Genomic DNA, 21,419 nt, shown 5'->3' on the forward strand with positions numbered 1-21,419 from the left:
AAACGCGGGCCGTCGAGAATCGAATCGTGTGTCCGGCGGGTCTCCACGGCTCGAGAGGGCCGCCGGGACAACCGGGTCACGTCCCGGCTCTCGCCGGACACGGGCCGTCGCCGACCGGCCCCGATGGCCGAACCGTCAGGTTGCGGCCAATCGAAGCGCCGCTGGCGACTGACCCGACGCCACGCGCGCCCGCTGGGTAGTCGGCAACACAGTTCTTCCGACGAGATTACGTCGCGTAGCGACACGTACGGAGCCGTCGTGACCGCGTTCGACGCGGGCCGTCGACCGTCGTCCCGGTCGACGAACGCGACGGAGGAGTCGTCCGGTAATCGCGACGTTGAAGCGGGTAGGGTCCGCAAGGAGGGTACATGAGCGACGACGACCACCACGTTCACCGCGAGGAGTTCGAACACGACCCGGTCGCCCACGCCGAGGCCCGCGCCGGGATGACGGTCGGCGAACTCGCCGAGGAGTACGGCGCGGCGGGCGTCGGCGCGGCCACCGTCCACGAGGCGGTCGACGTGTACGCCGAGATGCTGGACGAGGACGTGACGAACTTCTTCGGTCTGGCGGGTGCGATGGTCCCCACCGGGATGCGACGCATCGTCGCCGACCTCATCCGGGACGGCCACGTCGACGCGCTGGTGACGACCGGCGCGAACCTCACCCACGACGCCATCGAGGCCATCGGCGGGAAACACCACCACGGACGGGCGGACCCGCCCTGCTCGCACTCGGACGACTCCCACGAACGCGGCCACGACGAACGGTCCGGGACGTCGATGCGCGAACACGACGAACGGCTTCGCGACGAGGAGGTCGACCGCATCTACAACGTCTACCTGCCCCAGGAGCACTTTGCGCTGTTCGAGGGCCACCTCCGCGAGGAGGTGTTCCCCCCGCTCGAAGCTGAGGGAGCGGTGAGCATCCGGCGGCTCACCGAGGAACTCGGCCGGGCGAACGCCGCGGTCAACGACCGCGAGGGCGTCGACGAGGGTCCCGGCATCGCCGCCGCGGCCTACGAGAACGACGTACCCATCTACTGCCCCGCCGTGCAGGATTCGGTGCTCGGGTTGCAGGCGTGGATGTACTCCCAGACCTCGGAGTTCACGCTCGACGCGCTGGCGGACATGACGACCATCACCGACCAGGCGTTCGACGCGGACGAGGCGGGCGCGATGGTCGTCGGCGGCGGCGTCCCCAAGAACTACGTCCTCCAGACGATGCTCGTTTCCCCGGACGCCTACGACTACGCCGTCCAGTTGACGATGGACCCGCCCCAGACCGGCGGACTCTCCGGCGCGACCCTGGACGAGGCGCGCTCGTGGGGGAAACTGGAGAAGGCCGCCCGGAACGTCTCGGTGTACGCCGACGCGACCATCACGCTCCCGCTCGTCGTCGCCGCCGCGCGCGAACGGGTCGAGTGAGGCGTCACCCCAGCAGTTTCGCCTCGGCCTTGCGCAGATGTTCCAGCAGGGTGGCCTTCGAGACGCCGAGTTCCTCCGCGAGGTCGGCGGCGGTCACCTCGCGGGGCCACTCGTAGTACCCCCGGCGGCGCGCGAGTTCGAACGCCTCGCGCTGGCGCTCCGAGAGGTCGTCCGTGCGGAGGATGCCGGCCCCGGTTTCGGCCGTCGCGACGTGGCGCACGCGCACGTCGGCGTCCATCTCCTCCTCGACGGCGGCGACGCGCTCGTCGACCTCCTCGCGTGTCGCGTCGACGATGACGGTCCAGTACTCCCGGCCGCCGTGCATCCTGACCGGTTCGTCGGGGATGAACCCCCGCGAGACGAGCGCGTCGTTGATGCTGTTCTTCAGGTCGTACCGGACGACGATTCCGCGCGTCGCGCTGCCGAACGCCGTCGCGTCGGCGTCGCTCGCGTGGGGATGCTCCGTCTCCCAGACCGAGTCCGTGAGCGGCGAGTCGCCGATGGCGTCGACGAGCGCGTCCACCGTCTCCGCGGAGTCGCCGTAGGCGGTGAACCGTCCCGTCGCCAGTCCCTCGATGGTGTGAACGCCGTGGCCGAGCAGTCCGCCGGGCGCACGCTCGGTCACCTGGAGCGTCCAGCAGTCCGGATGCCAGATGTCCAGCGTCACCCTGAGTCCGATTTCGTCCGGCGGCGTCATCTTCTCTGCCAAGAGGTGACAGGCCGACAAAAGGATGTTCGACGGATAGTTGTCATCTCTGGCGGGTCGGCCGACGGCTTCTCGGTCGAGCGCTCGTCCGGTGGAGCGCCCCGCGAAACCGGCTATGGACGGCCTTTTAAGCGACGGGGACGTACGCACGCCCATGATTTTCGAGAACCTGCCGACGACGCCCACGTCGGAGGAGCTACTCGACATGGCGTTCTCGCGGGCGGCGCGCGCGGGCCGAGCCAAGAGCGGCGTCGAAGCCCAGCAGTCGATGCTCCAGACCGCCTCGAACGTTCTCTCGGACAACCTGGAGAACGTCGTCACGGCGTGGCCCGACTTCGGCGAGGTCGACCCCTTCTACTACGAACTCGCCGACGCCATCGTGGACGTGGACGAAGTGCGCCAGAGCCTCTCCGAGATACAGTGGGCCGCCCGGAAGACGAAGGAAATCGGCCGGGAGTACCAGGCGAAACTCTCCGGCGACGCGGACACCTCGCGCAAGTTCCGCAAGCAGGCGTTCGCCCGCCTCGCCGACGTGGTCGAGGAGGTCGGCGACGACCTGGCGCGCGTCGGCGACGCGCGCAACGACCTCCGTGACCTGCCCGACATCGACCCGGACGACCCGACCGTCGTCGTCGCCGGCTACCCGAACGTCGGCAAGTCGTCGTTCGTCAACGCGGTCACGCGCGCCAGCAACGAGATAGCGGAGTACCCCTTCACGACCAAGGGCGTCCGCGTCGGCCACTTCGAGCGCGACCACGTCCGCTACCAGATAGTCGACACGCCCGGCCTCCTCGACCGCCCCCCGGCGGAGCGCAACGACATCGAGGCCCAGGCCGTCTCCGCGCTCGAACATCTCGCAGACTGCGTCCTGTTCATCGTCGACGCCAGCGGTTACTGCGGGTTCGACGTCGACGCACAGCTCGCGCTCCGGGACTCCGTCGCGGAGCAGTTCGGCGACACTCCCGTGCTCACCGTCTGCAACAAGGCCGACCTCTCGACCGACGTCGACGCCGACCGCTTCATGAGCGTCGAGAACGGCGAGAACGTCGACGAGACGCTCGACGCGGCCGTCGAGGCGATCGGGTACGAACCCGAACTCCCCTTCGACGGCTGACGCTCCGGACGTGCGACCGCGTAGTCTTTGTACTGGACGCGGACGGTGACCGGTTCGCCGGTTTCGGCCGCGATACGTCGCCTGAGCCGCTCCGGGAGGTCGGGATACGCCCGGCCCGACGTTCGTTGCAACACCACCGTGACCGTCCGCGACGAGGAGAGGAACGGAAGTGCGTACCCCGAACGAACTGCGACCACGTCGAGACCGGCGTACCGCTCGGCGGCGACGACGTCGGACGCCGTCTCCGTCGCCTCCTGCTCGTACGACAGTTGCTCGTACGTGCCGAAGAGCACGCCGCCGACGGCCGCGAGGAGGACGACCGTCGCGACCAGTATCGGAGTGCGTTTCCTCACGTGGCCGACGACGCCGTTCTCGGACCGGTAGCCGAGAAACCGGAGCGTGGCCCAGACCGCGACGTTGATCGCGACGAGCGTGACGGCGAGCAACAGGAACGACCCGGCCGCGACCGGGAGCGAGCCCCAGACGAGCGCGATGCCGGTCGTCGCCGCCGCCGGAACGAGTGCCGCCGCGACCATCACGCCGACGAGCGCCGTCGGCCCCTTCGTCGTGATCGAGAACGCCGCTGCACCGCCCGCCGCCAGCGCGACGGCCACCGACACCGCCGTCGGCGCGACGCGAATCCCCACGAGTTCCAGCGCCGTCACCCCGAGCCCCGTCGGGGCGAACCCGACCAGTTTGAGCAGGAAGCTGAACGCGGTCGCCCCGACGATGGCCACGAACAGTCCGGCGACCTGGTAGTAGATGCTGTCTATCAGCATCCTGCCGTCACCGGTGATTGCGCCGACGCCCGCGGTGAGAACGGGGCCGACCATGGGCGCGATGACCATCGACCCGACGACGATGGCCGGGGAGTCGCCGAGCAGTCCGCCCGCGGCGATGATCGCCGACAAGAAGACCATCCATATGAACGAGTACCAGTCCCGCGCCATGTCGCGTGCCTTCGACCGCAGCATCGTCGTCGCCAGCGGCGAGAACGTGCTGGAGTACCGATCTTCCAGCGTCTCCATCGACGGCGTGGTCGCGGTTTCGGCGCTGCCGACGACGGTGTACGCGTCCTCTGCGAGGCCGGCCTCGTGGAGCTGTTCGAACACGTCGTCGACCGCGTCGGTCGGGACCGGGAACTCGACGAGCGTACCTCCCTCCCCGGATTGCGCAGCCGTAGCGACGTAGTCGACGTCCTCGTCGTCAAGCGTCGCCAGTATCTCGTCGCGCTTGTCGTCAGGGGTGAGAACGTGTACGAGACGCACGTTCGTGCAAGGATACGGCCCGGAAAAAGCGTTCAGGCCGCCGCGGACTTCTCCTCTGGCCCGGCTTCGTAGGTCACCACCACCTGCACCGACACGGTTACCGGCCCGGACTCCACGTCCGTCTCCGCCGCGTTCGCAGCGACCCCGCCAACGTCCGCCCGGACGGGGTCGACCCCCGACTCCACGGTCGAGACGGTCCGGACGCCCGTGACCGCGAGGTCGGCGCTGGCCGCGACGGCGTCCGCGTCGGCGCGAGCGTTGGTCATCGCCTCGCGGAGCGCCGCCGTCCGGAGTTCGTTCCGGCGCTCCTCCGAGAGCGTGAACGCCACGCCGTCGACCCGGTTCGCGCCGTTCTCCACGGCCACGTCGATTATCGCTCCCACGCGGGACGTGTCGTTCAGGGTTATCTCGAACGCGTGAAGACCCTGGTAGCCGGCCGGCTCTCCCTTCTCGTCCCGGTCCTCGCCGATGTCGAACCTCGTCGTCCGGACCTGGTCGTCGCTCACGTTCGCCTCGCGGAGCGCTCGGCGCATCTCGGAGACGTTCGCGGCCAGTCCTCGCCTGACCACGTCGGCGTCGTCGGCCGTCTGGACGACGGCGACTTCCAGCACGGCCTGGTTCGGGTCCGCCTCGACGTCGCCGGCCCCGGACACTCGAATGGTCGTTTCGTCGGTACCGTTCTCGGCTCGCGTCGCGCCGCCGGTAGCACCGCCCCCCACCGCGGACAGCAGGACGGCGACCCCCAGCGCCGCGACCAGTGCGCGTCGCGGTCGCATACCTGCCGGGCTACGACGGCCGTCGACAAGTATCTCGGCCTCCCGACCGGTGGCTCAGACGCCGCGTCGACTCGAAATCAGAGCGTCACGACCGGCGTCGCCGCGGTCAGTCAGCGAGCACTTCTTCGGCGCGCTCGTCCGCCATCTCGGCGTTCTGCACCCAGAGGTCGCCGAACAGTTCGTCCTGCTCCAGCAGGACGAAATTGCGGTGGGCGAGAAAGAGGAGCGAGAGGAACGTCTCGACGCGCGTCGGACCCACGTCCTCGATTTCGGCGTACAGCACCTCGTTGCGCCCGCGGTCGTACTGGGTCTCCAGTTCGGACCGCACGTCGTCGATGACGGACTCGATGTCCTCGTCGTGGGTCGTACCAGTCACGTCGTTCTCCGTCGGTTCGTCGTCCAGCCGCATGTCGTCGCCGGCGTGGTAGTCGAGCGTCTGCGTGCCCCGCTGGTACCCCTCCGGCGAGTCGCTGGTGTCGTAGCTCCGGGACTCCTTCCACCACGACCCCCGCTCGCGCTCGCGGAGGTCGCGGACGAGTTCCTCCAGCGTCTCGGGCGTTCCGCGGGCGTGCTTGCGGTCGAGTCGGCGCTCCATCTCGCGCTCCAGCGAGTCCACGGGGTCGAACGCCGGCGCGTCAGCACCGTCGTCCATCGCCATCGGTGCTTCCCACGGCTCCGGCTCGGGCTCCTCGTCCTCGTCGTCGTCCGCCAGCATCGCGTCGCTCTTCATCCGCAGGAGGACGCTGGCGTAGAACAGCGCGCGGCCGGACGTGCGCAGGTCCGCCTCGTCGAGGCGGTCGAGGAACTTGTCGGTCACCTCGACGATGTCGATGTCCCACGGCTCTATCTCGCCCTCCTCGGCCATCTGGACGAGCAACTCGACCGGCTCGACCGCCTCGTCGTCCTCGTCGTCGGGCGCGAGTTCGCCCGGGAGGACGCCGTCGCCGTTCTCCTCGCCGTTCTCGCCGGCCTCGGCGTCGCCCTCGCGCTCCCGCTTGCGCTCCTCGTGACCGGAGATGTCCAGCGGAATGCCGTCGTTCCGATTTTCCTCCGGAGCCTCCCCGCTCGCTTTCTCGGAAGAGCTACGCTCCTCGCCGCTCGCTTTCTCCGAGGAACGAGGTTCCTCGCTGCTCACGGGTCGCTCCGCTCCCCGCTCGCGTTCCTGATTTTCCTCCGGAAAATCGCTAGTCATCGGCAGGCACCTCCTGACTCCCGTCGAGTTTGATACCGGTCACGGTGCTCACGTTGTCTCCCTGCATCGTCACGCCGATGGCGCGCTCCGACCGCTCCATCATCGCCGAGCGGTGGGAGACGACGACGAACTGCGCGTCGCCCGCGAGTTCGTCCACCATCTCGCCGACGCGCTCGGCGTTGGCGGCGTCGAGGAACGCGTCCACCTCGTCCAGCGCGTAGAACGGCGCGGGGTTGTGGCGCTGGATGGCGAAGATGAACGCGAGCGCGGTCAGGCTCTTCTCGCCGCCGGACATCGCGTCGAGGCGCTGGACCGGCTTGTCCGCCGGCTGGGCCTTCATCGTCAGGCCGCCGTCGAAGGGGTCCTCTTCGTCTTCGAGGTGGAGTTCGCCCGACCCGTTCGAGAGCCGCGAGAAGATGTCCCTGAAGTGGTCGTCGATGGCCTCGAAGGCGTCCATGAACGTCGACTTCTTCTGGGCCTCGTAGGAGTCGATGCGGTCGCGGATGCCGTCGCGCTCTTCGACCAGCGTCCCCTTCCGCTCCTCGAGTTCGTCGAGTTCCGCCTCGACCTCGTCGTACTCGTCGATGGCGAGCATGTTGACGGGCTCCAGCTCTGCCATCTGGCGTTCGAGGCGCTCGATGTTCTCCTCGACCTCGTCGTGGTCCGGCACCTCCTCGGGGTCGTAGTCGCCGACCTCCTCGCGAAGCTCCGCGACCTCGTCTTCGAGTCGCCCGGCGCTCCGACGCAGGCTCTCGAGGCGGTTCTCGACCTTCTCGACCTCGTCGCGCTTCGCGTCCCGGACCTCCTTGGCGTCCCGGAGGTCCTCCTTGAGGTCCGACCGTTCGTCTTTGAGTTCCGCGAGTTCGTCCTCCAGCTCCGCGACGGCCTCGCGTTTCTCCTCCAGGAGTTCTTCTTTCTCCGCGATGCTCGCCTCCAGTTCCTCGATGACCTCCTCCTGGTCGGCCTTGCGGTTCTGGGCCTGCTCGATGTCGTCGTGGAGGTCGTCGATGGCGTCCTCGGCGTACTGCTTCTCCAGCTGGAGTTCGTTCAGTTCGCCGTCGAGTTCGTCCATCCGGTCTTCGAGGTCGTCTATCTCGTCCTCTATCTCCTCGGCCTGCGCCGTGAGCTCCGGAATCTTCGAGTCCTCGAGTTCCGCTTCGAGGTCCGCGACGTCGGACTCGATGGCGGCGATGGCGTCGTCGTGGTCGGCGATGTCGGCCTCTATCTCCTGCATCTGCTCGTCGACCGACTCCCGTTCGTCCTGTAGCTCCGAGATCTCCGCCTCGAGGTCGTCTATCTTCTCCTCGAACGACGCCAGTTCCTCCTCCTTGCGCTCGATGTCGTTCTCGATGATACGGACCTGGTCGCTGGCGTCGCCCTGCCGGTCGCGGGCGTCGTCCAGTCGCTCCTCGACGTCGCGTATCGACTCGCGAACCGACCGGCGCTCGTCCTCGAGTTCGTTTATCTTCCGGGCGACACGCTCCAGTTGGCCCTTGCCGGACGCCGAGAAGGAGTACCGCGACCCGCTCTTGGACCCGCCGGTCATCGCGCCGCTCTTCTCGACGAGTTCGCCCGACAGGGTGACGATGCGGTAGTCGCCCATCAGCTCCCGGGCGGTCTCCATGTCCTCGACGACCAGCGTGTCCCCGAGGACGTACGAGAAGATGGGCGCGTACTCCGAGTCGAACTCCAGCAGGTTGTACGCGAAGTCGACGACGCCCGGCAGGTTCGGCGCGCTCGGCAGCGACCGGTTGCTCATCTTCGTGATGGGCAGGAAGGTCGCCCGACCCGCGTTACGGGACTTGAGATACTCGATGCAGCTCTGGCCGACGCTGTCGTCGTCGACGACGACGTGGGCCATCCGGCCGCCCGCCGCCGTCTCCAGGGCGGTCGCGTACTGCTGGCCCACGCTCCCGAGCTGTGCCACCGCGCCGTGGACGCCGTCCTTGCCGGCGTTCAGGATGGTCGAGACCGCCCGACCGAACGAGGAGTCGCCGCTCTCGTCGGCCTTCGCCTCGAGTTCCGCGTACTCCTGCTGGCGCGCCTGCAGGTCGTTCTCGACCGACTCCAGGTCGTCCTGTAGCTCGCGTTTCTCCTGCTTGAGGTCGTCGACGACGCCCTGGATCTGTTCCTCGTTGCGCTCGGCCTTCAGCAGTTCGTCCGCGAGGTCGTCGAGCTCGGTCTCCAGTTCGGGAATCTTCTCCCGTGCTGCGTCTATCTCGGCCTGTTTCTCCTCGACGGCGTTGGACTTGCGGCGCGCCTCGTCCAGCAGGCGGTCTTTCTCGCGCTGGCGCTCGTTCCTCGCGCTCTTCTCTTCCTCCAGGGCCTCCTTCTTCTCCGCGAGTTCCGCCTTCACCTCGTCGTACTCGGTGTCGACGCTCTCTATCTCGGCCTCGACCTCGGCGAGTTCCGTCTCCTTCCCCTGGATGTCGCTCTTGACCGAGGCCTTCTCTATTTTCACCTCGCGGATGTCGTCCTCGAGGTCGTCGACCGTCTCCTGTTTGCGGTCTATCTCGACGAACGCCTGTCGACGCTCGTTCTCCGCCTCTTCGATGCGCTCCTCGGCGGACGCTATCTTGTCCTCCAGCCGCGAGATGTCGCCTTTGACCTCCTCTATCTCGCTTTTGATGGCGAGCTGTTCGTCCTCGCCCTTGCGCTCTATCTCGGCGTTGAGCTCTTCGAGTTCGTCCTCGAGGCGGATTACCCGCCCCTGCTTCTCGTCGAGTTCGGCCTGGAGGTCCGCGAGTTCGTCCTCGCGCTCGTCGATGTCCCGCCGGGTGGCTTCGAGGTCCGACCGCTTCTCCTCGAGTTCCGAGGCCTTCCGGTAGCTCTCGTACTCCTCTTTCTCCTCGCGGAGGCCCTGGTACTCGAGGGCGGTCTCGCGCTCGTCGCGCAACTGGTCGAGGCGGTCCCGCTTCTCCTCGATGCGGAGTTCCGCCTCCTCGATGCGCTCCTCGACGGTCTCTAGCTCTCCGAGGGCGTCTTCCTTCTTCGCGTCGAACTCCGCGACGCCCGCGATTTCGTCGATTATCTCCCGGCGCTCGTGGGGAGTCATGTTGATGATGCCCGTCACGTCGCCCTGCATGACGACGTTGTACCCCTCAGGGGTGACGCCGGCCTGCGCGAGCAGGTCCTGGATGTCCGAGAGGTTGACCGAGCGCCCGTTCAGGTAGTAGTAGGAGTAGTAGTTGTCCTCTGTCTCCTTGACGCGGCGCTTGATGCGAATCTCCTCGACGTCGCCGACGTCGTCCGACCCGGCGGCGTTGACGACCTGCGAGCGGTCGAGCGTGCCGTCCTCGTTCGCGAGGACGACCTCGACGCTGGCCTCGCGGGGCCCGCTCGTCGACTCGCTGCCCTCCTCGTACCCGGGATTATAGATGAGGTCGGTGAGTTTCTCGGCCCGGATGCCGCGCGTTCGAGCGAGGCCGAGGGCGAACAGGACGCTGTCGATGATGTTGCTCTTCCCGGAGCCGTTCGGACCGGTGACCACCGTGAAATCCTCGTAGAACGGAATTTCGGTCTTGCGGCCGAAGCTCTTGAAGCTGTCGAGGACGAGCTTTTTTATGTGCATAGGTTGCTCGTGAGGACGAGAACGGCCCTACGCAACGATGATGTCGTCGCCGAGTTCGGAACCACCCTCGTCTTCTGGTTCGTTTTCTCCCTGGGACTCGTCGTTTTTAGCCTCTTCGTCCGCGGGCGCTTCCTCCGCCGCGGCCGGCCCGTCGGCAGGCGCACTCACGGCTCCGGTCGACTCGGCGGCCACGTCGCGCTCCTCCTCGGCCGTCTCCAGGTCCTTGATGCGCTGGTTCGCCTCGACGAGTTCCTCCGTGAGCCCCCTGATGGTCGCCTCGAGTTCTTCGACCCGCGATTCGAGCGACTCGATGCGGTCGCGCTGGCTAGTCATATCATCTATGCGTAACGGTGTCACCATAAAGCTGCGTCAGACGCACGTCTGTCAGCTTTCAGAAACGGCCGCGACGAGGTGAGCAAACGACTTACGTACCCGCCGCCAGCCTCCGGGCATGCGACAGTTCATCGTCCTCGGGCACGACGCGCCGACGACTCCCGAGTTCTCGCTCGACGACCTCGCCGGCGGTGCGGGCCGACTCGACGCCCTCTGCCGCTGCGTCAACAGCGCCTTCTTCCTCTCGCACGCCATCCGCGAGGACGTGCGCTGCTTTCTCGTCCACCAGGACGAGGTGACGATACGCTTCGAGGGGCCGGAGCTCCGGCGGCTCAACCCCGACGAGCGCAGCACGGCCGCACTCGTCCGGCAGGCCCTCGAAGCGAGAGGGGAGGCGGTCGGCCACATCGAGGAGGAGAGCACGCCCGGCGTCTACGTCTCCAAGCGCGGGTTCGAGCCGGTGCTGGAGGCGGCCGCCCGCGACGGCACCGTCGTCGAACTCCACGAGGACGGCCGCCCCGTCGTCGAGGTCGAACCGCCCGATAATCCCGTCTTCGTGCTCTCGGACCACGGCGACTTCACCGACCGTGAGGCCGACCTGCTGGCCGACGCCGGGGACGAGCGCGTGCGGCTCGGCCCGGAACTGCTCCACGGCGACCACGCCATCACCGTCGCACACAACTACCTCGACACCGCGGGGTACGCCGACTACTGACCATGCGTGTGAGCGTCGTCGGCGGGGGAACCGTCACGGACGAGGAGGCAGCGCGCGCCGAGGCGGTCGGTCGACTGGTCGCCGAGCGCGGCCACGACCTGGTCTGTGGCGGCCTGGGCGGGGTCATGGAAGCCGCCTGTCGCGGCGCGAGCGAGGCCGGCGGCCGGACCGTCGGCATCCTCCCCGGCGAGGACCGCGACGCCGCGAACCCCCACGTCGACGTGGCCATCGCCACGGGCCTGGGTCACGCCCGGAACGGACTGGTCGTGTTGAACGGCGACGCCGTCGTCGCCATCGACGGCGGCCCCGGGACGCTGTCGGAACTCGGCTTCGCTGGCGTGTTCGACCGCCCCGTCGCCGGCCTCGGCACCCATAACGCGCCCGGCGTCGAGGCGGTCGAGACGCCGGAGGAGGCGCTTTCGTACGTCGAAACTGCCCTCGACGAGAGGGGGTGAATTTCGGAAGCGTTAAAGGCGGGGATTGCCTTGTTGAAGGTGCGGGCCGGTGGGGTAGCTTGGTATCCTTCGGCCTTCGGGTGGCCGTAACCGCGATTCGAATTCGCGCCGGCCCACTTCTCCCCACTTTCGTTCCTCTAGCGGCGGCCTTCGGGTGGCCGTAACCGCGTTCTCGTGAGCGAAGCGAACGTCTCGCGTGATTCGAATTCGCGCCGGCCCATTTTCCCCACGCAACGACGACGAGCGACGGCGAGGCGTGTCGACGGCGGTTCCGGCCCGAGCGCGACTCACGCCGACTCCTCGACCGCGAGGCGGACGCCGAGTCCCACGAGGACGCTGCCGGTCACCGCGCGCAGGCCGTCCTCGACCCACGACCGGGCCGCCAGCACGCGTCGAATCGTCCCGGAGAGCAGCGCGACGGCCACGAGGTACGACAGCGTCAGTACCGCGTACGTCAGTCCCAGGGCGGCCAACTGGGGCGTGACGGGGCCGGTTCGAGTGACGAACTGCGGGAGGAAAGCGAGGAAGAATATCGCCACCTTCGGGTTGAGGACGTTCACGAGCACGCCGCGGGCGAAACTGGTCCGCCGGTCGGTCGACGTCGTCGAGGCACCGTCGAGTTCGAACTGCTGCGACGACCGGAGGGTCTCGACGCCGAGGTAGAGGAGGTACGCCGCGCCGACGTACTTCACCACCCGGAACGCGAGGGCGGACCGTCGCACGACGACCGACAGGCCGAGAATCGCCGCGCTCGTGTGGACGAGCACGCCGACGCCGATGCCGGCGGCGGACGCGACGCCGACGCGTCGTCCGTCGCCTATCGACCGGGTCAGGACGTAGACGGTGTCGGGTCCCGGCGCGAGCACCAGGGCCAGCGCCGCCGGCACGAACACCGCGAGCGTTTCGACGCCGAGCATCGCTACCTCCACCGTCGGACGACGTCCATTTCAGGGCTTCGGCCTCGCGTCGGCGCTTCGCGGCCGCCGCCCGCCGTCCGACTCGACCCGCGGCGGTCCGCTCTTGGCGGTTCGCCATGGTAGGCGACCGTGACCGACCGCCGCCGTCCGCCCCGTCGGTTCAGTCGCCGGAGCGCGCCGACCCGTGGAGGTCGTCCGGTCGAACGCGCTCGCCGTTCAGGAAGACCGCCGCGGACCCGTCGACGCGGAACGCCGCTATCGCCCCGGAGAAGCGGTAGGCGTCGGCCCCGCCCGCGACGGCACCGCCGACCCGCCCGTTCGCAATCCGGTCCTCCGTGTCGACGGTGACCGCGCTCTCGGGGACGGGGGCGTCGCCCGCGCTGTCCGTCTTCCTCGCGCTGCCGGTCACCGCGAACCCGTACTCGACGACGTTCTCGGGGCTACCGCCCGCGACGACCAGGTGGTTCGGGAACTGGTTCTCCTCGTCCTCGCACCACGGCCCGGCGAAGGGGTTCGCCGCGCTGAACTGCGCCGGCGCACCCGGCGTCTCGATGGGGTCGGGGTCGAGGCGGACCGAATCGATGGCGAAGGGGTCGGGGGCGAACTGGTCGGCGGGGTGGAGCGTCGTCACGCCGCTGACGGGACCGGGGAAGAGGACGCTCGTTCCGAGGCCGCTCTCGGCCCAGAAGCTCACGTTCAACTGCACGCCCTCGAAGTCGCCGGTCACGACCGCCGTGTTGCAGTCGAGGAACTCGACGGGCGTCCCGGCGGTGGAATCGTCGCCAAGTTCGCTCGGCCGGACGCGCTCGCCGTTCAGGAAGAGTCGAACCTCGTCGGCGCTCCGGCGGGTGAGCGAGACGTTGAACCGGGATATCCGCCCGGTGAAGACGTAGGCGTCGGCTCCGCCCGCGACGGCCCCGCTGGCGAGGCTACCGTCCTCGATCCGGTCTTCCTCGTCGACGGTGACGGCGCTGTCGTCGACCGGCGCGTCGCCCGCTCGCCCGCTCCTGCGCGCTCGACCGCTGACGACGAACTGGTACTCGACGACGTTCTCGGGGCTACCCCCCGCGACGACGAGGCGGTTGCGTGCGCCGCCCCCGTCCCGGTCGCGCTGGCTCGCGTCGCGGTCTCTGTCGCCGCCGGCGGCGACTCCCGGCGTCAGGAGGCCGGCGCTCGCCGCGATGACGGTCCGCCGGCCGAGGTACGTCGATTGCATGGTGACCGTCTTCGCCGGCAGAACTGATAAGTCGCGGCCACCGTTTTCCGTCGGCGTCCGCTGGAACGAACCGCCTAGCCCGCGTCCGGCTCTTAGGGATGTCCTGAACTGCAGGATTGCTCCGATTTCCTCGGCGAATCCGGAGCCGACGAGAACGACCGCGAGACGAACGCCCGACGCCGCGACCGTCGAGCGAACGCGACCGGTTCCGGGCCGTCGTCGCCGAACCGCTCCGTCGGCGCTCTCCGGTCGGCGTCACAGCCGTTATCTCCCTCGGACCCCGACGACGAGTGGATGACAGAGCCGTTCGAGATGGACGTCGATTCGACCGAGACCGTCGCCGAGCGCCGGGACGAGGTGGTCGCTCGCGTCCGGGACCACGCCGGCCAGATCGCGCGCGAACTCGCCCGCCTCCAGGGGGGCGACTACGGCCAGCGGACGTTCGGGACCGACGACGGGGAGTGGACGGTCAAGTACGAGGCCGGCGACCTCCAGTACCTCCGCTTCGACGGCGGTCGCGGCGAGACGTACGTCGTCTCGACCAAGCGCCAGCCCGAACCGGAGGCGCTCGCGGCGGCGCTGGCGGACTACGACGCCTTCGTGGCGTCGTACAACCGCTACGTCGCGTCGCTCGACGGCGTGCTGGACGACGTGTCCGCCGACTTCCCCGCGGTCGAGTCGACCGACGCCGTCGTGAGCGAGCGCGACCGCATCCTGGAACGCGTCCGCGAGGCGACCGACCGGATGGCCCACGAACTCTCCCGGTACGAGGGCGGCGACTACGGGACGTTCTCGACGCGGGTGTCCGGCACCCGGTGGGAGCTCAAGTGGGACGGAGACGGCGCGTCGTACCTCCGGGTCGGCGGCGAGGGCGGCGTCTACCTGCTCTCGCAGTACGAACCGCCGTCGGCACGCGACGTGCGCGAACTCGCCGGCGAGTTCGCGGCGTTCGTCGAGGCGTTCAACGCCCACGTCGACGGACTGGAGTCGGACCTCTCGCACGTCTCGCTGTGAGCGGCCGCGCCGAACCCGGTTGCGCTACATTGATATGGGGTTCACCGCCAGCATTACTCGAATGACTGAAACTTCCGCGACCGCTCGTTCGGGCCGGACTCGAGAGAGAGGTGGTTCCGGTGGCTGAGGTCGACGCGACCGACGCGCGAGCGCGAACGCCGACGCTCGTCGCGGTCTGCGGGCTGCCGGGCGTCGGGAAGACGACCGTCGCCGAACGCGTCGCAGAGCGCGTGGACGGGCGACTCCTCAGGACGGACGTGGTCCGCAAGGACCTCTACTCCGACCCGGAGTACACCGAGGCGGAGTCCCGGCGCGTGTACGGGGAACTGTTCGACCGTGCGCGCACGACGCTCGAAGACGGGGGCAGCGTCGTCCTCGACGCGACGTTCCGGCGCGAGCGCGACCGCGAGCGTGCCCGGTCGCTCGCGGCGACGACCGACGTCGGGTTCTCGCTGGTGCGGGTCGAGTGCGGCGAAGCCGGGGTCCGCCAGCGGATAGCCGAACGAGAGGACGACGAGAGCGACGCGGACTTCGAGGTGTACGCGACCTACCGCGAGCGGTTCGACCCCATCTCCGTCGACCACGTGACGGTGGACAACTCCGGGACGCTCGAGGAGACCTACCGGCAGGTCGACGACCGGTTCTGACTCTCTTCCACCGTTCGCTCTCGGCGACTGTTCACGTTTCCGGTAGCTCCCGACAAATAAGGGGCCCGCGCGACTACTGAACGTATGTCCACTGACGAAGACGCGCCGGACTGGGTGACGCTCGGACACGAGGAAACGGTCGTGTGGAGCGACCATCCGAGCCTGTATCTCGTGAAACGGTGGCTCGTCGTCGCCGCCGTCGCGACCGTCCTCGGCCTCGTCGGAGCGACGTTCCTCCCGCCGGACTGGCGACTGCTCGGCTGGCTCGCGGTGGTCGCGGGTGTGGTCGTCGCCGCGGCGGCCTACGTCACGACGAGGACCATCACCTACGTCGTCACCACGGAGAAGGCGTACAAGAAGACGGGGCTCCTCAACAAGCACCAGAACACGGTCCGTCTCGAACGCGTCCAGACGGTCTCGCTCGCGCAGTCGCTCCTCCAGCGACCGGCGAACTGCGGCGACCTCACCCTCGACACGGCCGGCAACGACGTTCCGGAGATCGTGTTCGACTGCGTGCGCGAACCGGAGCGCGTGAACGGACTCATCGCCGACGCGACCGGAGCCAAGAGCGGGACCAGAGCCACGTCGGTGTGACTCGCCTCGGGGCGCGCCAGCGACCCGGATGGTCGCGTCTCGCAGTGACCTGCGCTCTCGCCGCGAATCAGCTACCTTTTTGCTCCGGAGGGAACCACCGCCGAGAACGGATGGTCGTCGAGCAATTCGACGCGCCGGACCCGGACGCCCTCGTCGAGGCGGCGAAGACGGCGTTCAGGGACGGTGCGGTGTTGACGGTACAGGCGCACTGCGAGGTGGAGTACGACGGACGCACGAGCGGCTATCTCGGGCCGGGCGACCGCCTCCTGGTCGCCAAGCCCGACGGGACGTTCCTCGTCCACCAGCCGACCGGCAACGAGCCGGTGAACTGGATGCCGGGCGGCGGCACCGTCTCCGCTCGCGTGAGCGAGGCGGACGCTGCAGACGAGCCGTCCCGGACCGCCGTCCTGCTCGCGCGTCGCACGAACCCGAACGAGCGCGTCGAGGTGCGCGTCCACGAGGCATACGCGCTGACGCGGTTCGACGCGACCGACGGGGCGACGTACGAGGAGTCGGGGACGGAGGCGGAGATGCACGAGTACATCGAGTCCAACCCCGACGCGCTGGAAGAGGGACTGCGCATCGTCGAACACGAGCGCGAGACGAAGTACGGCTTCATCGACTTCTTCGCCCGCGACGAGGACGGAACCCCGGTGGTCGTCGAGGTAAAGCGCATCCAGGCGACGCTGAACCACTTCGACCAGCTCAAGCGGTACGTCTCGCTGTACGAGACGGGGGAGAGTTCGACGGCGTCGCTCGGCGGCGACGACACCGCCTCGAAGGAGACCGCCTCGGCGTCTGGCGACCCGCGAGAGGCCGCCGGAAACGGGGACGTGCGGGGGATGCTCGTCGCGCCCTCGGCCTCCGAGCGCGTCGAGCGCGCCCTCCGCGACGACGGCCTGGAGTTCGTCGGCCTCTCGGAGTTCGACACCGACGCGAAGGGCGCGACCGAGGCGAAGCTGACCGACTTCTGAACGGTCGCGACGCGTTCGGCCCCTGCGTTTTTTCGACTTCCGCTCCACGTTCCACTATGGACGACGTGCTCATCTACGGCTCGTACGGCTACACGGGGGCGTTGATCGCCGAGACCGCGGTCGACCGGGGATTCTCGCCCGTTCTCGCGGGACGGAACGCCGCGAAGGTCGAGCGCCAGGCGACCGACCTCGGACTCGACCACCGGGTGTTCAGCCTCGAACATCCCGAGGTGGTCGAGAACCGAATCGAAGACGTCTCGGCGGTCCTGAACTGCGCCGGCCCGTTCTCCTCGACCGCCGGGCCGCTCACGACGGCGTGCCTGGCGGCGGGGACGGACTACCTCGACATCACCGGCGAGATAGACGTCCTCGAGACCGTCGCTGGACGGGACGTCGACGCCGAGGACGCCGACGTGACACTGCTGCCGGGTGCCGGGTTCGACGTGGTGCCGACGGACTGTCTGGCCGCCCACCTCCGGTCGAAGCTGTCGTCGCCGACGAAGCTCACGCTCGCCATCGACGGCCTCGGCACCTTCTCGCCGGGAACGGCGAAATCCATCGTCGAGGGGCTGTCGCGGCCCGGCGCGGTGCGCCAGGACGGCACCATCCGGACCGTCCCGGCGGCCTGGAAGACCCGGTACGTTGACTTCGGTCAGGGGCCGAAGACGGCGGTGACCATCCCCTGGGGCGACGTCTCGACCGCCTACTACACGACGGGCATCGACGACATCGAGACCTACGCCACCGTGCCCGAGTACGCCCTCTCCGTGATGCGCCGGACGGGGCCGCTGTCGTCCGTCCTCGGGTCGCGGCCGGTCCAGCGCGCGATGAAGGCGGTCGTCGACGCGACCGTCTCCGGCCCGACCGCGGAGGAGCGCGCCCAGAGCGTCAGTCGGGTGTGGGGCGAGGTCGAGGACGACGAGGGTAACCGGGCGACGGCGCGACTCCGCGCGCCGGACACCTACGAACTGACGGCCCGGACCGCGGTCGAGGCCGCCCGGCGCGTCGCCGACGGCGAGGTCGAGTCCGGCTTCCAGACGCCCGCGTCGGCGTTCGGGCCCGACTTCGTGCTGGAGTTCGACGGCGTCGAACGGGAGGACGTCGGCCAGGGCGCGGTCGTCGAGGCGAACCCGGGCGAGTGACGAGGGACGCGCCGCCGGCGCGGCGTCCACCGCTCCTCAGTCCGTCTCGCAGAACGCCGCCCTGACGGCGCGGGCACGCTTCTCGCCGACGCCCGCCACGTCGAGCAGTTCGGCCTCCGACGCGTCGAGCAGCGCCTCGACGGTCGGGAACGCCTCGTACAGCGCGTCTGCCGTCGCGGGGCCGACGCCCTCGATGCAGCCGTAGATTCGCTTGGTCGTCGGCGCCGTCCGTCCCGTCACGGTTCCGGAGGGGACGGGACGCGCGGTGGGGGATTCGAGATGCTTGCGGCCGATGCGGACCGCCACGTCGACGAGGCGCTCGCAGTCGGAGCAGGGCAGGACCGGAGCGTCGTGGCGCGCGGTGAACGACGCCATCGACCCGTGGACGACCGCCTGCCGGACCTCGGGGTTCATGTCGGCCACGTCCGAGAGGTTGCCCTCCAGCAGGACGTAGGCGTGGTCGTACCCCTCGGTCAGCTTCAGCACCTGGTCGCGCAGGTCCGACCCGGTCCGGCCGACGACCGACCCGACGTAGTCGTCGAGCGTCTTGCGCTCGAACCCTGTCTTCCCGACCACGAGGTCACCGGCCTCCAACCGCCGGACCTCGACGTCCGTGACGTCCGGATGCTCCCTGAGTTCCCGAACGACGACCGACGGCTCCCGGTCGTCGACGGCGACGCGTACCATACCCCGGCGTACGCGCCGGGCGAACGAATGCGTGACGCTCGCCGGACCGCGAAGGGCAACGACCATGTACCGCGACCGCCATCGGTCGACCGTGTTCGGGGCGGACGAAGCGGGCAAGGGACCGGTGCTCGGGTCGATGTTCGCCGCGGCGGTCGCGGTGGACGACCCCGCCGACCTGCCGGACGGCGTCGACGACTCGAAGAACATCGCGCCGGCCCGCCGTGAGGAACTGGCGGCCGACCTGCGCGCGAGCGACGGCGTCGCGGTCGGCGTCGCCGAGGTTCCGGTCGAGCGCATCGACGCGCCGGCGACCGACATGAACGCGCTGACCGTCGCGGCCCAGGCGCGAGCGGTCTCGCGGGTCGCCGAGGCGGACGAACGGGGCGTCGTGGACGCCGGCGACACCAGCGAACGACGGTTCGCGCGCCGGGTCGCGGACGCCGCCTCGGTCCCCGTCTCGGTGACGGCGGAGCACGGCGCGGACGAGCGCTACGCGGTCGTCGGGGCGGCCAGCGTCGTCGCCAAGGTCGAACGCGACGCCCACGTCGACCGCCTCGCAGAGGAGTACGGCGACCTCGGGTCGGGCTACCCCAGCGACCCGACGACCCGGCAGTTCCTCCGGGAGTACGTCGCCGACCACGGCGACCTCCCCGACTGCGCGCGCGCCTCCTGGAGCACCTGCGAGGACGTGCTGGCCGCCCGCGAGCAGTCCGCGCTCGACGAGTTCTGACTCACCCGCGCCAGAGTCGTCGCGCGACCGTCGGCACCGCACGCCCGGCGGCCGCGACGCCCGACAGCGACGGCGCGTACTCGTCGACGACCCCGGCCGCGTCGCGGACGAACGGCTTCGGGTCGTCGCGCGAGCAGTAGTCGAAGTTCGGCTCCCGCCAGAGCGACGCCAGGATTCTCGCCGTCTCCTCCGGTAGCGACGGTCGCTCGGCGGGGTCGTCGTGGCCCTCGCGCAGGAGACTGGCGAGGTACGCGAGTTCGCCCCGGAGGACGTGACTGCCCACGCCGGTCTCGTACGCCGACTCCGCCGCCACGTCGGACGGCCTGTCGCCGGTCTCGCGTGCCGGTTCTCCCCTCCCGGTGGACGCTCCGTCGCCGGCCGCGAGGCGGTAGTACTCGTGGGGGAAGTCGACGCCGGCGTGGACCGCGAGCTGGAGCGACCCCCAGAAGCGGGGGTTGACCTCCAGCAGTTTGAACCGGCCGTCGCGGGGGTCGCGCCGGAACTCGACCATCGCCGGTCCGTGCCAGTCGAGCGCCGACAGCAGCGCGGTGCCGTGCTTCCGGAGGTCTGGTTCGTCGACCGCCTTCCGGAACACGCTCGCGCCGCCGGTGTAGGAGTAACTCCGCACCCGCCGGTGCTGGAAGGTCGCCACGGGGTCGCCGCGGTCACAGAGCGCGAAGAAGCCGTACTCGTCGGTGCCCGGGACGTACTCCTGGACGAGCGGGCGGTGACCCATCCGCTCTTCGAGGGCGTCCGGGTCGGGGTCGGTACCGGCCGGGACGACGGTCACGTCGGGATACGCGGTGGCGTCGCCCTCGACCAGCACGGTGTAGCGGGACTTGACGACCGCGTCGCGCGCCCGGACGTCCCACCCGTCCAGTACCTCCGTCTCGGGTGCCGGGACGCCCGCCGTCTCGGCCACGTCGAAGAGGCGGCGGCGGTCGCGCACGCGCTCGAACGTCTCGAACGCCGGCCACGGCGCGGCGACGCGCTCGGCGAACCGGTCGCGGTTCCGCGCGAGGACGTAGGCGTCCGGTTCGCGCAGCGGAACGACCGTCAGCACGTCGTCGCGGTCGGCGAGCGCGAGCAGGGCGTCGCGGTAGGCCCCGAGGCCCGTCGACGGGTCGGGGACGACGGCCGTCTCGCGGCAGTACTTCGAGGCCGCCGCCGGCGCGCTCTCGGACGCGGCGGCCGCGACGACCGGAATCCCGCGCCGGCCGAGCGACCGCACGCAGGCGAGACTGCTACCCGTTCCGATGGCGGGGACGACGACCGCCTCGCTCATCGCTTCGCGAGCGCGTCGACGAGTTCGTCGACGGCGTCGGTCACCTCGTCGTAGACCGCACGGAACTCCTCGGGGTCGTCGCCGTACGGGTCCGCTATCTCGAAGTCCGTCCCCGGGTCGAACGCCTTCAGGAAGCAGGTCTTCTCCAGCGCGGCCGGGAACTCCCGCTTCAGGTCCCGGTAGTTCCAGGCGTCCATCAGCAGGACGAGGTCGCCGGCGTCGAGCAGGCGATCGCTCACGCGCTGGGAGCGGTGGTCGGCGAGGTCGACGCCGTGCTCGCGGGCGGCCGAGACCGCCGGATCGGGGCTCTCCCGGCCCTCGGCGTCGACGAATCCGGCGGAGGTGACGAGGGACGGGTCGCAGTCCGTCTCCTCGATACGCGTCCGGAAGTAGCGCTCCGCGAGCGGGCTGCGGCAGATGTTCCCGAGACAGAGGAAGACGACGCCGGGGTCGGACGGGAGCGACCGGACCGCCGTCTCGGCGTCGAGCACGCGGCCGTTCGAGGCCCGGAGACGGAGTCGGTCCATCTCGACGGCGACGCGTCTCCGGCCGTGGTGGAGGTGGTCGAGCATCGTCCCCGATTCCACGACCGCGCTGTTATAGGGGACGCATCGTTGTCCGCGTAATCGCCGCCTGTGACGGCGTCAGGCCGTGCT

Annotated in this window: 20 protein-coding genes, 1 tRNA gene and 1 pseudogene; 11 read left to right on the forward strand and 11 right to left on the reverse strand. The window is 69.4% G+C overall.

The window, feature by feature from the left end; all coding sequences use genetic code 11:
* Window positions 1-368: 368 nt before the first annotated feature.
* Window positions 369-1,427 (forward strand): deoxyhypusine synthase, encoded by a 1,059-nt coding sequence (locus ACTF4R_RS09070; RefSeq protein ID WP_440007532.1) that lies wholly within the window; start codon window positions 369-371, stop codon window positions 1,425-1,427.
* A 4-nt stretch (window positions 1,428-1,431) separates the two neighbouring features.
* Here ACTF4R_RS09070 and ACTF4R_RS09075 read toward each other — a convergent pair whose 3' ends face one another.
* Window positions 1,432-2,124 carry a helix-turn-helix domain-containing protein gene (locus ACTF4R_RS09075; RefSeq protein ID WP_440007533.1) on the reverse strand — a complete coding sequence of 231 codons (693 nt, stop codon included), beginning with the start codon at window positions 2,122-2,124 and terminating at the stop codon, window positions 1,432-1,434.
* A gap of 163 nt (window positions 2,125-2,287) precedes the next feature.
* On the opposite strand from ACTF4R_RS09075, the gene ACTF4R_RS09080 reads away from it, so the two are divergent.
* A complete protein-coding gene (locus ACTF4R_RS09080) occupies window positions 2,288-3,247 on the forward strand; it encodes an NOG1 family protein (RefSeq protein WP_440007534.1) in 960 nt (319 codons plus the stop codon).
* Window positions 3,248-3,627: 380 nt separating this feature from the next.
* Here ACTF4R_RS09080 and ACTF4R_RS09085 read toward each other — a convergent pair.
* From ACTF4R_RS09085 to ACTF4R_RS09105, 5 genes and pseudogenes are all read right to left on the reverse strand, one after another.
* Window positions 3,628-4,515, reverse strand: a pseudogene (locus tag ACTF4R_RS09085) (TIGR00341 family protein); the annotation flags it as partial.
* 32 nt (window positions 4,516-4,547) lie between these two features.
* Entirely contained in the window at window positions 4,548-5,291 is a 744-nt protein-coding gene (locus ACTF4R_RS09090; RefSeq protein WP_440007535.1) for an SIMPL domain-containing protein, read from the reverse strand.
* A 106-nt stretch (window positions 5,292-5,397) separates the two neighbouring features.
* Window positions 5,398-6,483: a segregation/condensation protein A gene (locus ACTF4R_RS09095; RefSeq protein ID WP_440007536.1), complete on the reverse strand. Its 1,086-nt coding sequence runs from the start codon at window positions 6,481-6,483 to the stop codon at window positions 5,398-5,400.
* Complete coding sequence (smc, locus tag ACTF4R_RS09100; protein WP_440007537.1) at window positions 6,476-10,054, reverse strand: chromosome segregation protein SMC; 3,579 nt, start codon at window positions 10,052-10,054, stop codon at window positions 6,476-6,478. The genes ACTF4R_RS09095 and smc overlap by 8 nt, the downstream gene beginning before the upstream one ends.
* Window positions 10,055-10,081: 27 nt before the next feature.
* Complete coding sequence (locus ACTF4R_RS09105) at window positions 10,082-10,387, reverse strand: DUF7518 family protein (RefSeq protein ID WP_440007538.1); 306 nt, start codon at window positions 10,385-10,387, stop codon at window positions 10,082-10,084.
* A gap of 118 nt (window positions 10,388-10,505) precedes the next feature.
* On the opposite strand from ACTF4R_RS09105, the gene trmY reads away from it, so the two are divergent.
* The 3 genes from trmY (at window position 10,506) to ACTF4R_RS09120 (ending at window position 11,673) form a co-directional block, all read left to right on the forward strand.
* Complete coding sequence (gene trmY / locus ACTF4R_RS09110) at window positions 10,506-11,102, forward strand: tRNA (pseudouridine(54)-N(1))-methyltransferase TrmY (protein ID WP_440007539.1); 597 nt, start codon at window positions 10,506-10,508, stop codon at window positions 11,100-11,102.
* Between the two features lie 2 nt (window positions 11,103-11,104).
* Window positions 11,105-11,557: a TIGR00725 family protein gene (locus ACTF4R_RS09115; RefSeq protein ID WP_113275199.1), complete on the forward strand. Its 453-nt coding sequence runs from the start codon at window positions 11,105-11,107 to the stop codon at window positions 11,555-11,557.
* 43 nt (window positions 11,558-11,600) lie between these two features.
* Window positions 11,601-11,673, forward strand: a tRNA-Pro gene (locus ACTF4R_RS09120).
* Window positions 11,674-11,844: 171 nt separating this feature from the next.
* Here the strand turns inward: ACTF4R_RS09120 and ACTF4R_RS09125 are convergent.
* Window positions 11,845-12,474, reverse strand: a complete 630-nt coding sequence (locus ACTF4R_RS09125) for a LysE family translocator (protein WP_440007540.1) — start codon at window positions 12,472-12,474, stop codon at window positions 11,845-11,847.
* A gap of 160 nt (window positions 12,475-12,634) precedes the next feature.
* Window positions 12,635-13,690 (reverse strand): hypothetical protein, encoded by a 1,056-nt coding sequence (locus ACTF4R_RS09130; protein WP_440007541.1) that lies wholly within the window; start codon window positions 13,688-13,690, stop codon window positions 12,635-12,637.
* 294 nt (window positions 13,691-13,984) lie between these two features.
* Here ACTF4R_RS09130 and ACTF4R_RS09135 point away from each other — a divergent pair, with 294 nt between their 5' ends.
* The 5 genes from ACTF4R_RS09135 to ACTF4R_RS09155 all read left to right on the forward strand — a co-directional run bounded on the left by ACTF4R_RS09135 (window position 13,985) and on the right by ACTF4R_RS09155 (window position 18,061).
* Entirely contained in the window at window positions 13,985-14,704 is a 720-nt protein-coding gene (locus tag ACTF4R_RS09135) for a profilin-fold protein (RefSeq protein WP_440007542.1), read from the forward strand.
* A 119-nt stretch (window positions 14,705-14,823) separates the two neighbouring features.
* The gene (locus tag ACTF4R_RS09140) at window positions 14,824-15,351 is read left to right on the forward strand and encodes a P-loop nucleotide/nucleoside kinase family protein (RefSeq protein ID WP_440007543.1); all 528 of its coding nucleotides are present in this window, start codon (window positions 14,824-14,826) and stop codon (window positions 15,349-15,351) included.
* Between the two features lie 84 nt (window positions 15,352-15,435).
* Window positions 15,436-15,945, forward strand: a complete 510-nt coding sequence (locus tag ACTF4R_RS09145; protein ID WP_440007544.1) for a PH domain-containing protein — start codon at window positions 15,436-15,438, stop codon at window positions 15,943-15,945.
* A 110-nt stretch (window positions 15,946-16,055) separates the two neighbouring features.
* The gene (nucS, locus tag ACTF4R_RS09150) at window positions 16,056-16,919 is read left to right on the forward strand and encodes an endonuclease NucS (protein WP_440007545.1); all 864 of its coding nucleotides are present in this window, start codon (window positions 16,056-16,058) and stop codon (window positions 16,917-16,919) included.
* Between the two features lie 56 nt (window positions 16,920-16,975).
* The gene (locus ACTF4R_RS09155) at window positions 16,976-18,061 is read left to right on the forward strand and encodes a saccharopine dehydrogenase family protein (RefSeq protein WP_440007546.1); all 1,086 of its coding nucleotides are present in this window, start codon (window positions 16,976-16,978) and stop codon (window positions 18,059-18,061) included.
* Between the two features lie 36 nt (window positions 18,062-18,097).
* On the opposite strand, the gene ACTF4R_RS09160 is transcribed toward ACTF4R_RS09155, so the two are convergent.
* On the reverse strand, window positions 18,098-18,748 hold the full coding sequence (locus ACTF4R_RS09160; protein WP_440007547.1) for an ERCC4 domain-containing protein: 651 nt from the start codon (window positions 18,746-18,748) through the stop codon (window positions 18,098-18,100).
* Window positions 18,749-18,812: 64 nt separating this feature from the next.
* On the opposite strand from ACTF4R_RS09160, the gene rnhB reads away from it, so the two are divergent.
* A complete protein-coding gene (rnhB, locus tag ACTF4R_RS09165) occupies window positions 18,813-19,478 on the forward strand; it encodes a ribonuclease HII (RefSeq protein WP_440007548.1) in 666 nt (221 codons plus the stop codon).
* Window position 19,479: 1 nt separating this feature from the next.
* Here the strand turns inward: rnhB and ACTF4R_RS09170 are convergent, their stop codons facing one another.
* A complete protein-coding gene (locus ACTF4R_RS09170; RefSeq protein ID WP_440007549.1) occupies window positions 19,480-20,763 on the reverse strand; it encodes a carboxylate--amine ligase in 1,284 nt (427 codons plus the stop codon).
* Window positions 20,760-21,335: a low molecular weight protein-tyrosine-phosphatase gene (locus tag ACTF4R_RS09175; protein WP_440007550.1), complete on the reverse strand. Its 576-nt coding sequence runs from the start codon at window positions 21,333-21,335 to the stop codon at window positions 20,760-20,762. Before ACTF4R_RS09175 ends, ACTF4R_RS09170 begins: the two co-directional genes overlap by 4 nt.
* Between the last annotated feature and the right edge of the window lie 84 nt (window positions 21,336-21,419).

The organism is Halomicrococcus pelagicus (genome assembly GCF_051917725.1).
Taxonomy (GTDB): domain Archaea; phylum Halobacteriota; class Halobacteria; order Halobacteriales; family Haladaptataceae; genus Halomicrococcus.

What these genes read in the sequence shown, in the direction of transcription:
- ACTF4R_RS09115 (WP_113275199.1), top strand. Translation starts at nt 11,105, where the DNA reads ATGCGTGTGAGCGTCGTCGGCGGGGGAACCGTCACGGACGAGGAGGCA.
- ACTF4R_RS09175 (WP_440007550.1), bottom strand. Translation starts at nt 21,335, where the DNA reads ATGCTCGACCACCTCCACCACGGCCGGAGACGCGTCGCCGTCGAGATG.
- ACTF4R_RS09145 (WP_440007544.1), top strand. Translation starts at nt 15,436, where the DNA reads ATGTCCACTGACGAAGACGCGCCGGACTGGGTGACGCTCGGACACGAG.
- ACTF4R_RS09070 (WP_440007532.1), top strand. Translation starts at nt 369, where the DNA reads ATGAGCGACGACGACCACCACGTTCACCGCGAGGAGTTCGAACACGAC.
- ACTF4R_RS09125 (WP_440007540.1), bottom strand. Translation starts at nt 12,474, where the DNA reads ATGCTCGGCGTCGAAACGCTCGCGGTGTTCGTGCCGGCGGCGCTGGCC.
- nucS (WP_440007545.1), top strand. Translation starts at nt 16,056, where the DNA reads ATGGTCGTCGAGCAATTCGACGCGCCGGACCCGGACGCCCTCGTCGAG.
- ACTF4R_RS09095 (WP_440007536.1), bottom strand. Translation starts at nt 6,483, where the DNA reads ATGACTAGCGATTTTCCGGAGGAAAATCAGGAACGCGAGCGGGGAGCG.
- ACTF4R_RS09160 (WP_440007547.1), bottom strand. Translation starts at nt 18,748, where the DNA reads ATGGTACGCGTCGCCGTCGACGACCGGGAGCCGTCGGTCGTCGTTCGG.
- smc (WP_440007537.1), bottom strand. Translation starts at nt 10,054, where the DNA reads ATGCACATAAAAAAGCTCGTCCTCGACAGCTTCAAGAGCTTCGGCCGC.
- ACTF4R_RS09135 (WP_440007542.1), top strand. Translation starts at nt 13,985, where the DNA reads ATGACAGAGCCGTTCGAGATGGACGTCGATTCGACCGAGACCGTCGCC.
- rnhB (WP_440007548.1), top strand. Translation starts at nt 18,813, where the DNA reads ATGTACCGCGACCGCCATCGGTCGACCGTGTTCGGGGCGGACGAAGCG.
- ACTF4R_RS09080 (WP_440007534.1), top strand. Translation starts at nt 2,288, where the DNA reads ATGATTTTCGAGAACCTGCCGACGACGCCCACGTCGGAGGAGCTACTC.
- ACTF4R_RS09155 (WP_440007546.1), top strand. Translation starts at nt 16,976, where the DNA reads ATGGACGACGTGCTCATCTACGGCTCGTACGGCTACACGGGGGCGTTG.
- ACTF4R_RS09170 (WP_440007549.1), bottom strand. Translation starts at nt 20,763, where the DNA reads ATGAGCGAGGCGGTCGTCGTCCCCGCCATCGGAACGGGTAGCAGTCTC.
- ACTF4R_RS09130 (WP_440007541.1), bottom strand. Translation starts at nt 13,690, where the DNA reads ATGCAATCGACGTACCTCGGCCGGCGGACCGTCATCGCGGCGAGCGCC.
- ACTF4R_RS09075 (WP_440007533.1), bottom strand. Translation starts at nt 2,124, where the DNA reads ATGACGCCGCCGGACGAAATCGGACTCAGGGTGACGCTGGACATCTGG.
- ACTF4R_RS09090 (WP_440007535.1), bottom strand. Translation starts at nt 5,291, where the DNA reads ATGCGACCGCGACGCGCACTGGTCGCGGCGCTGGGGGTCGCCGTCCTG.
- ACTF4R_RS09105 (WP_440007538.1), bottom strand. Translation starts at nt 10,387, where the DNA reads ATGACTAGCCAGCGCGACCGCATCGAGTCGCTCGAATCGCGGGTCGAA.
- trmY (WP_440007539.1), top strand. Translation starts at nt 10,506, where the DNA reads ATGCGACAGTTCATCGTCCTCGGGCACGACGCGCCGACGACTCCCGAG.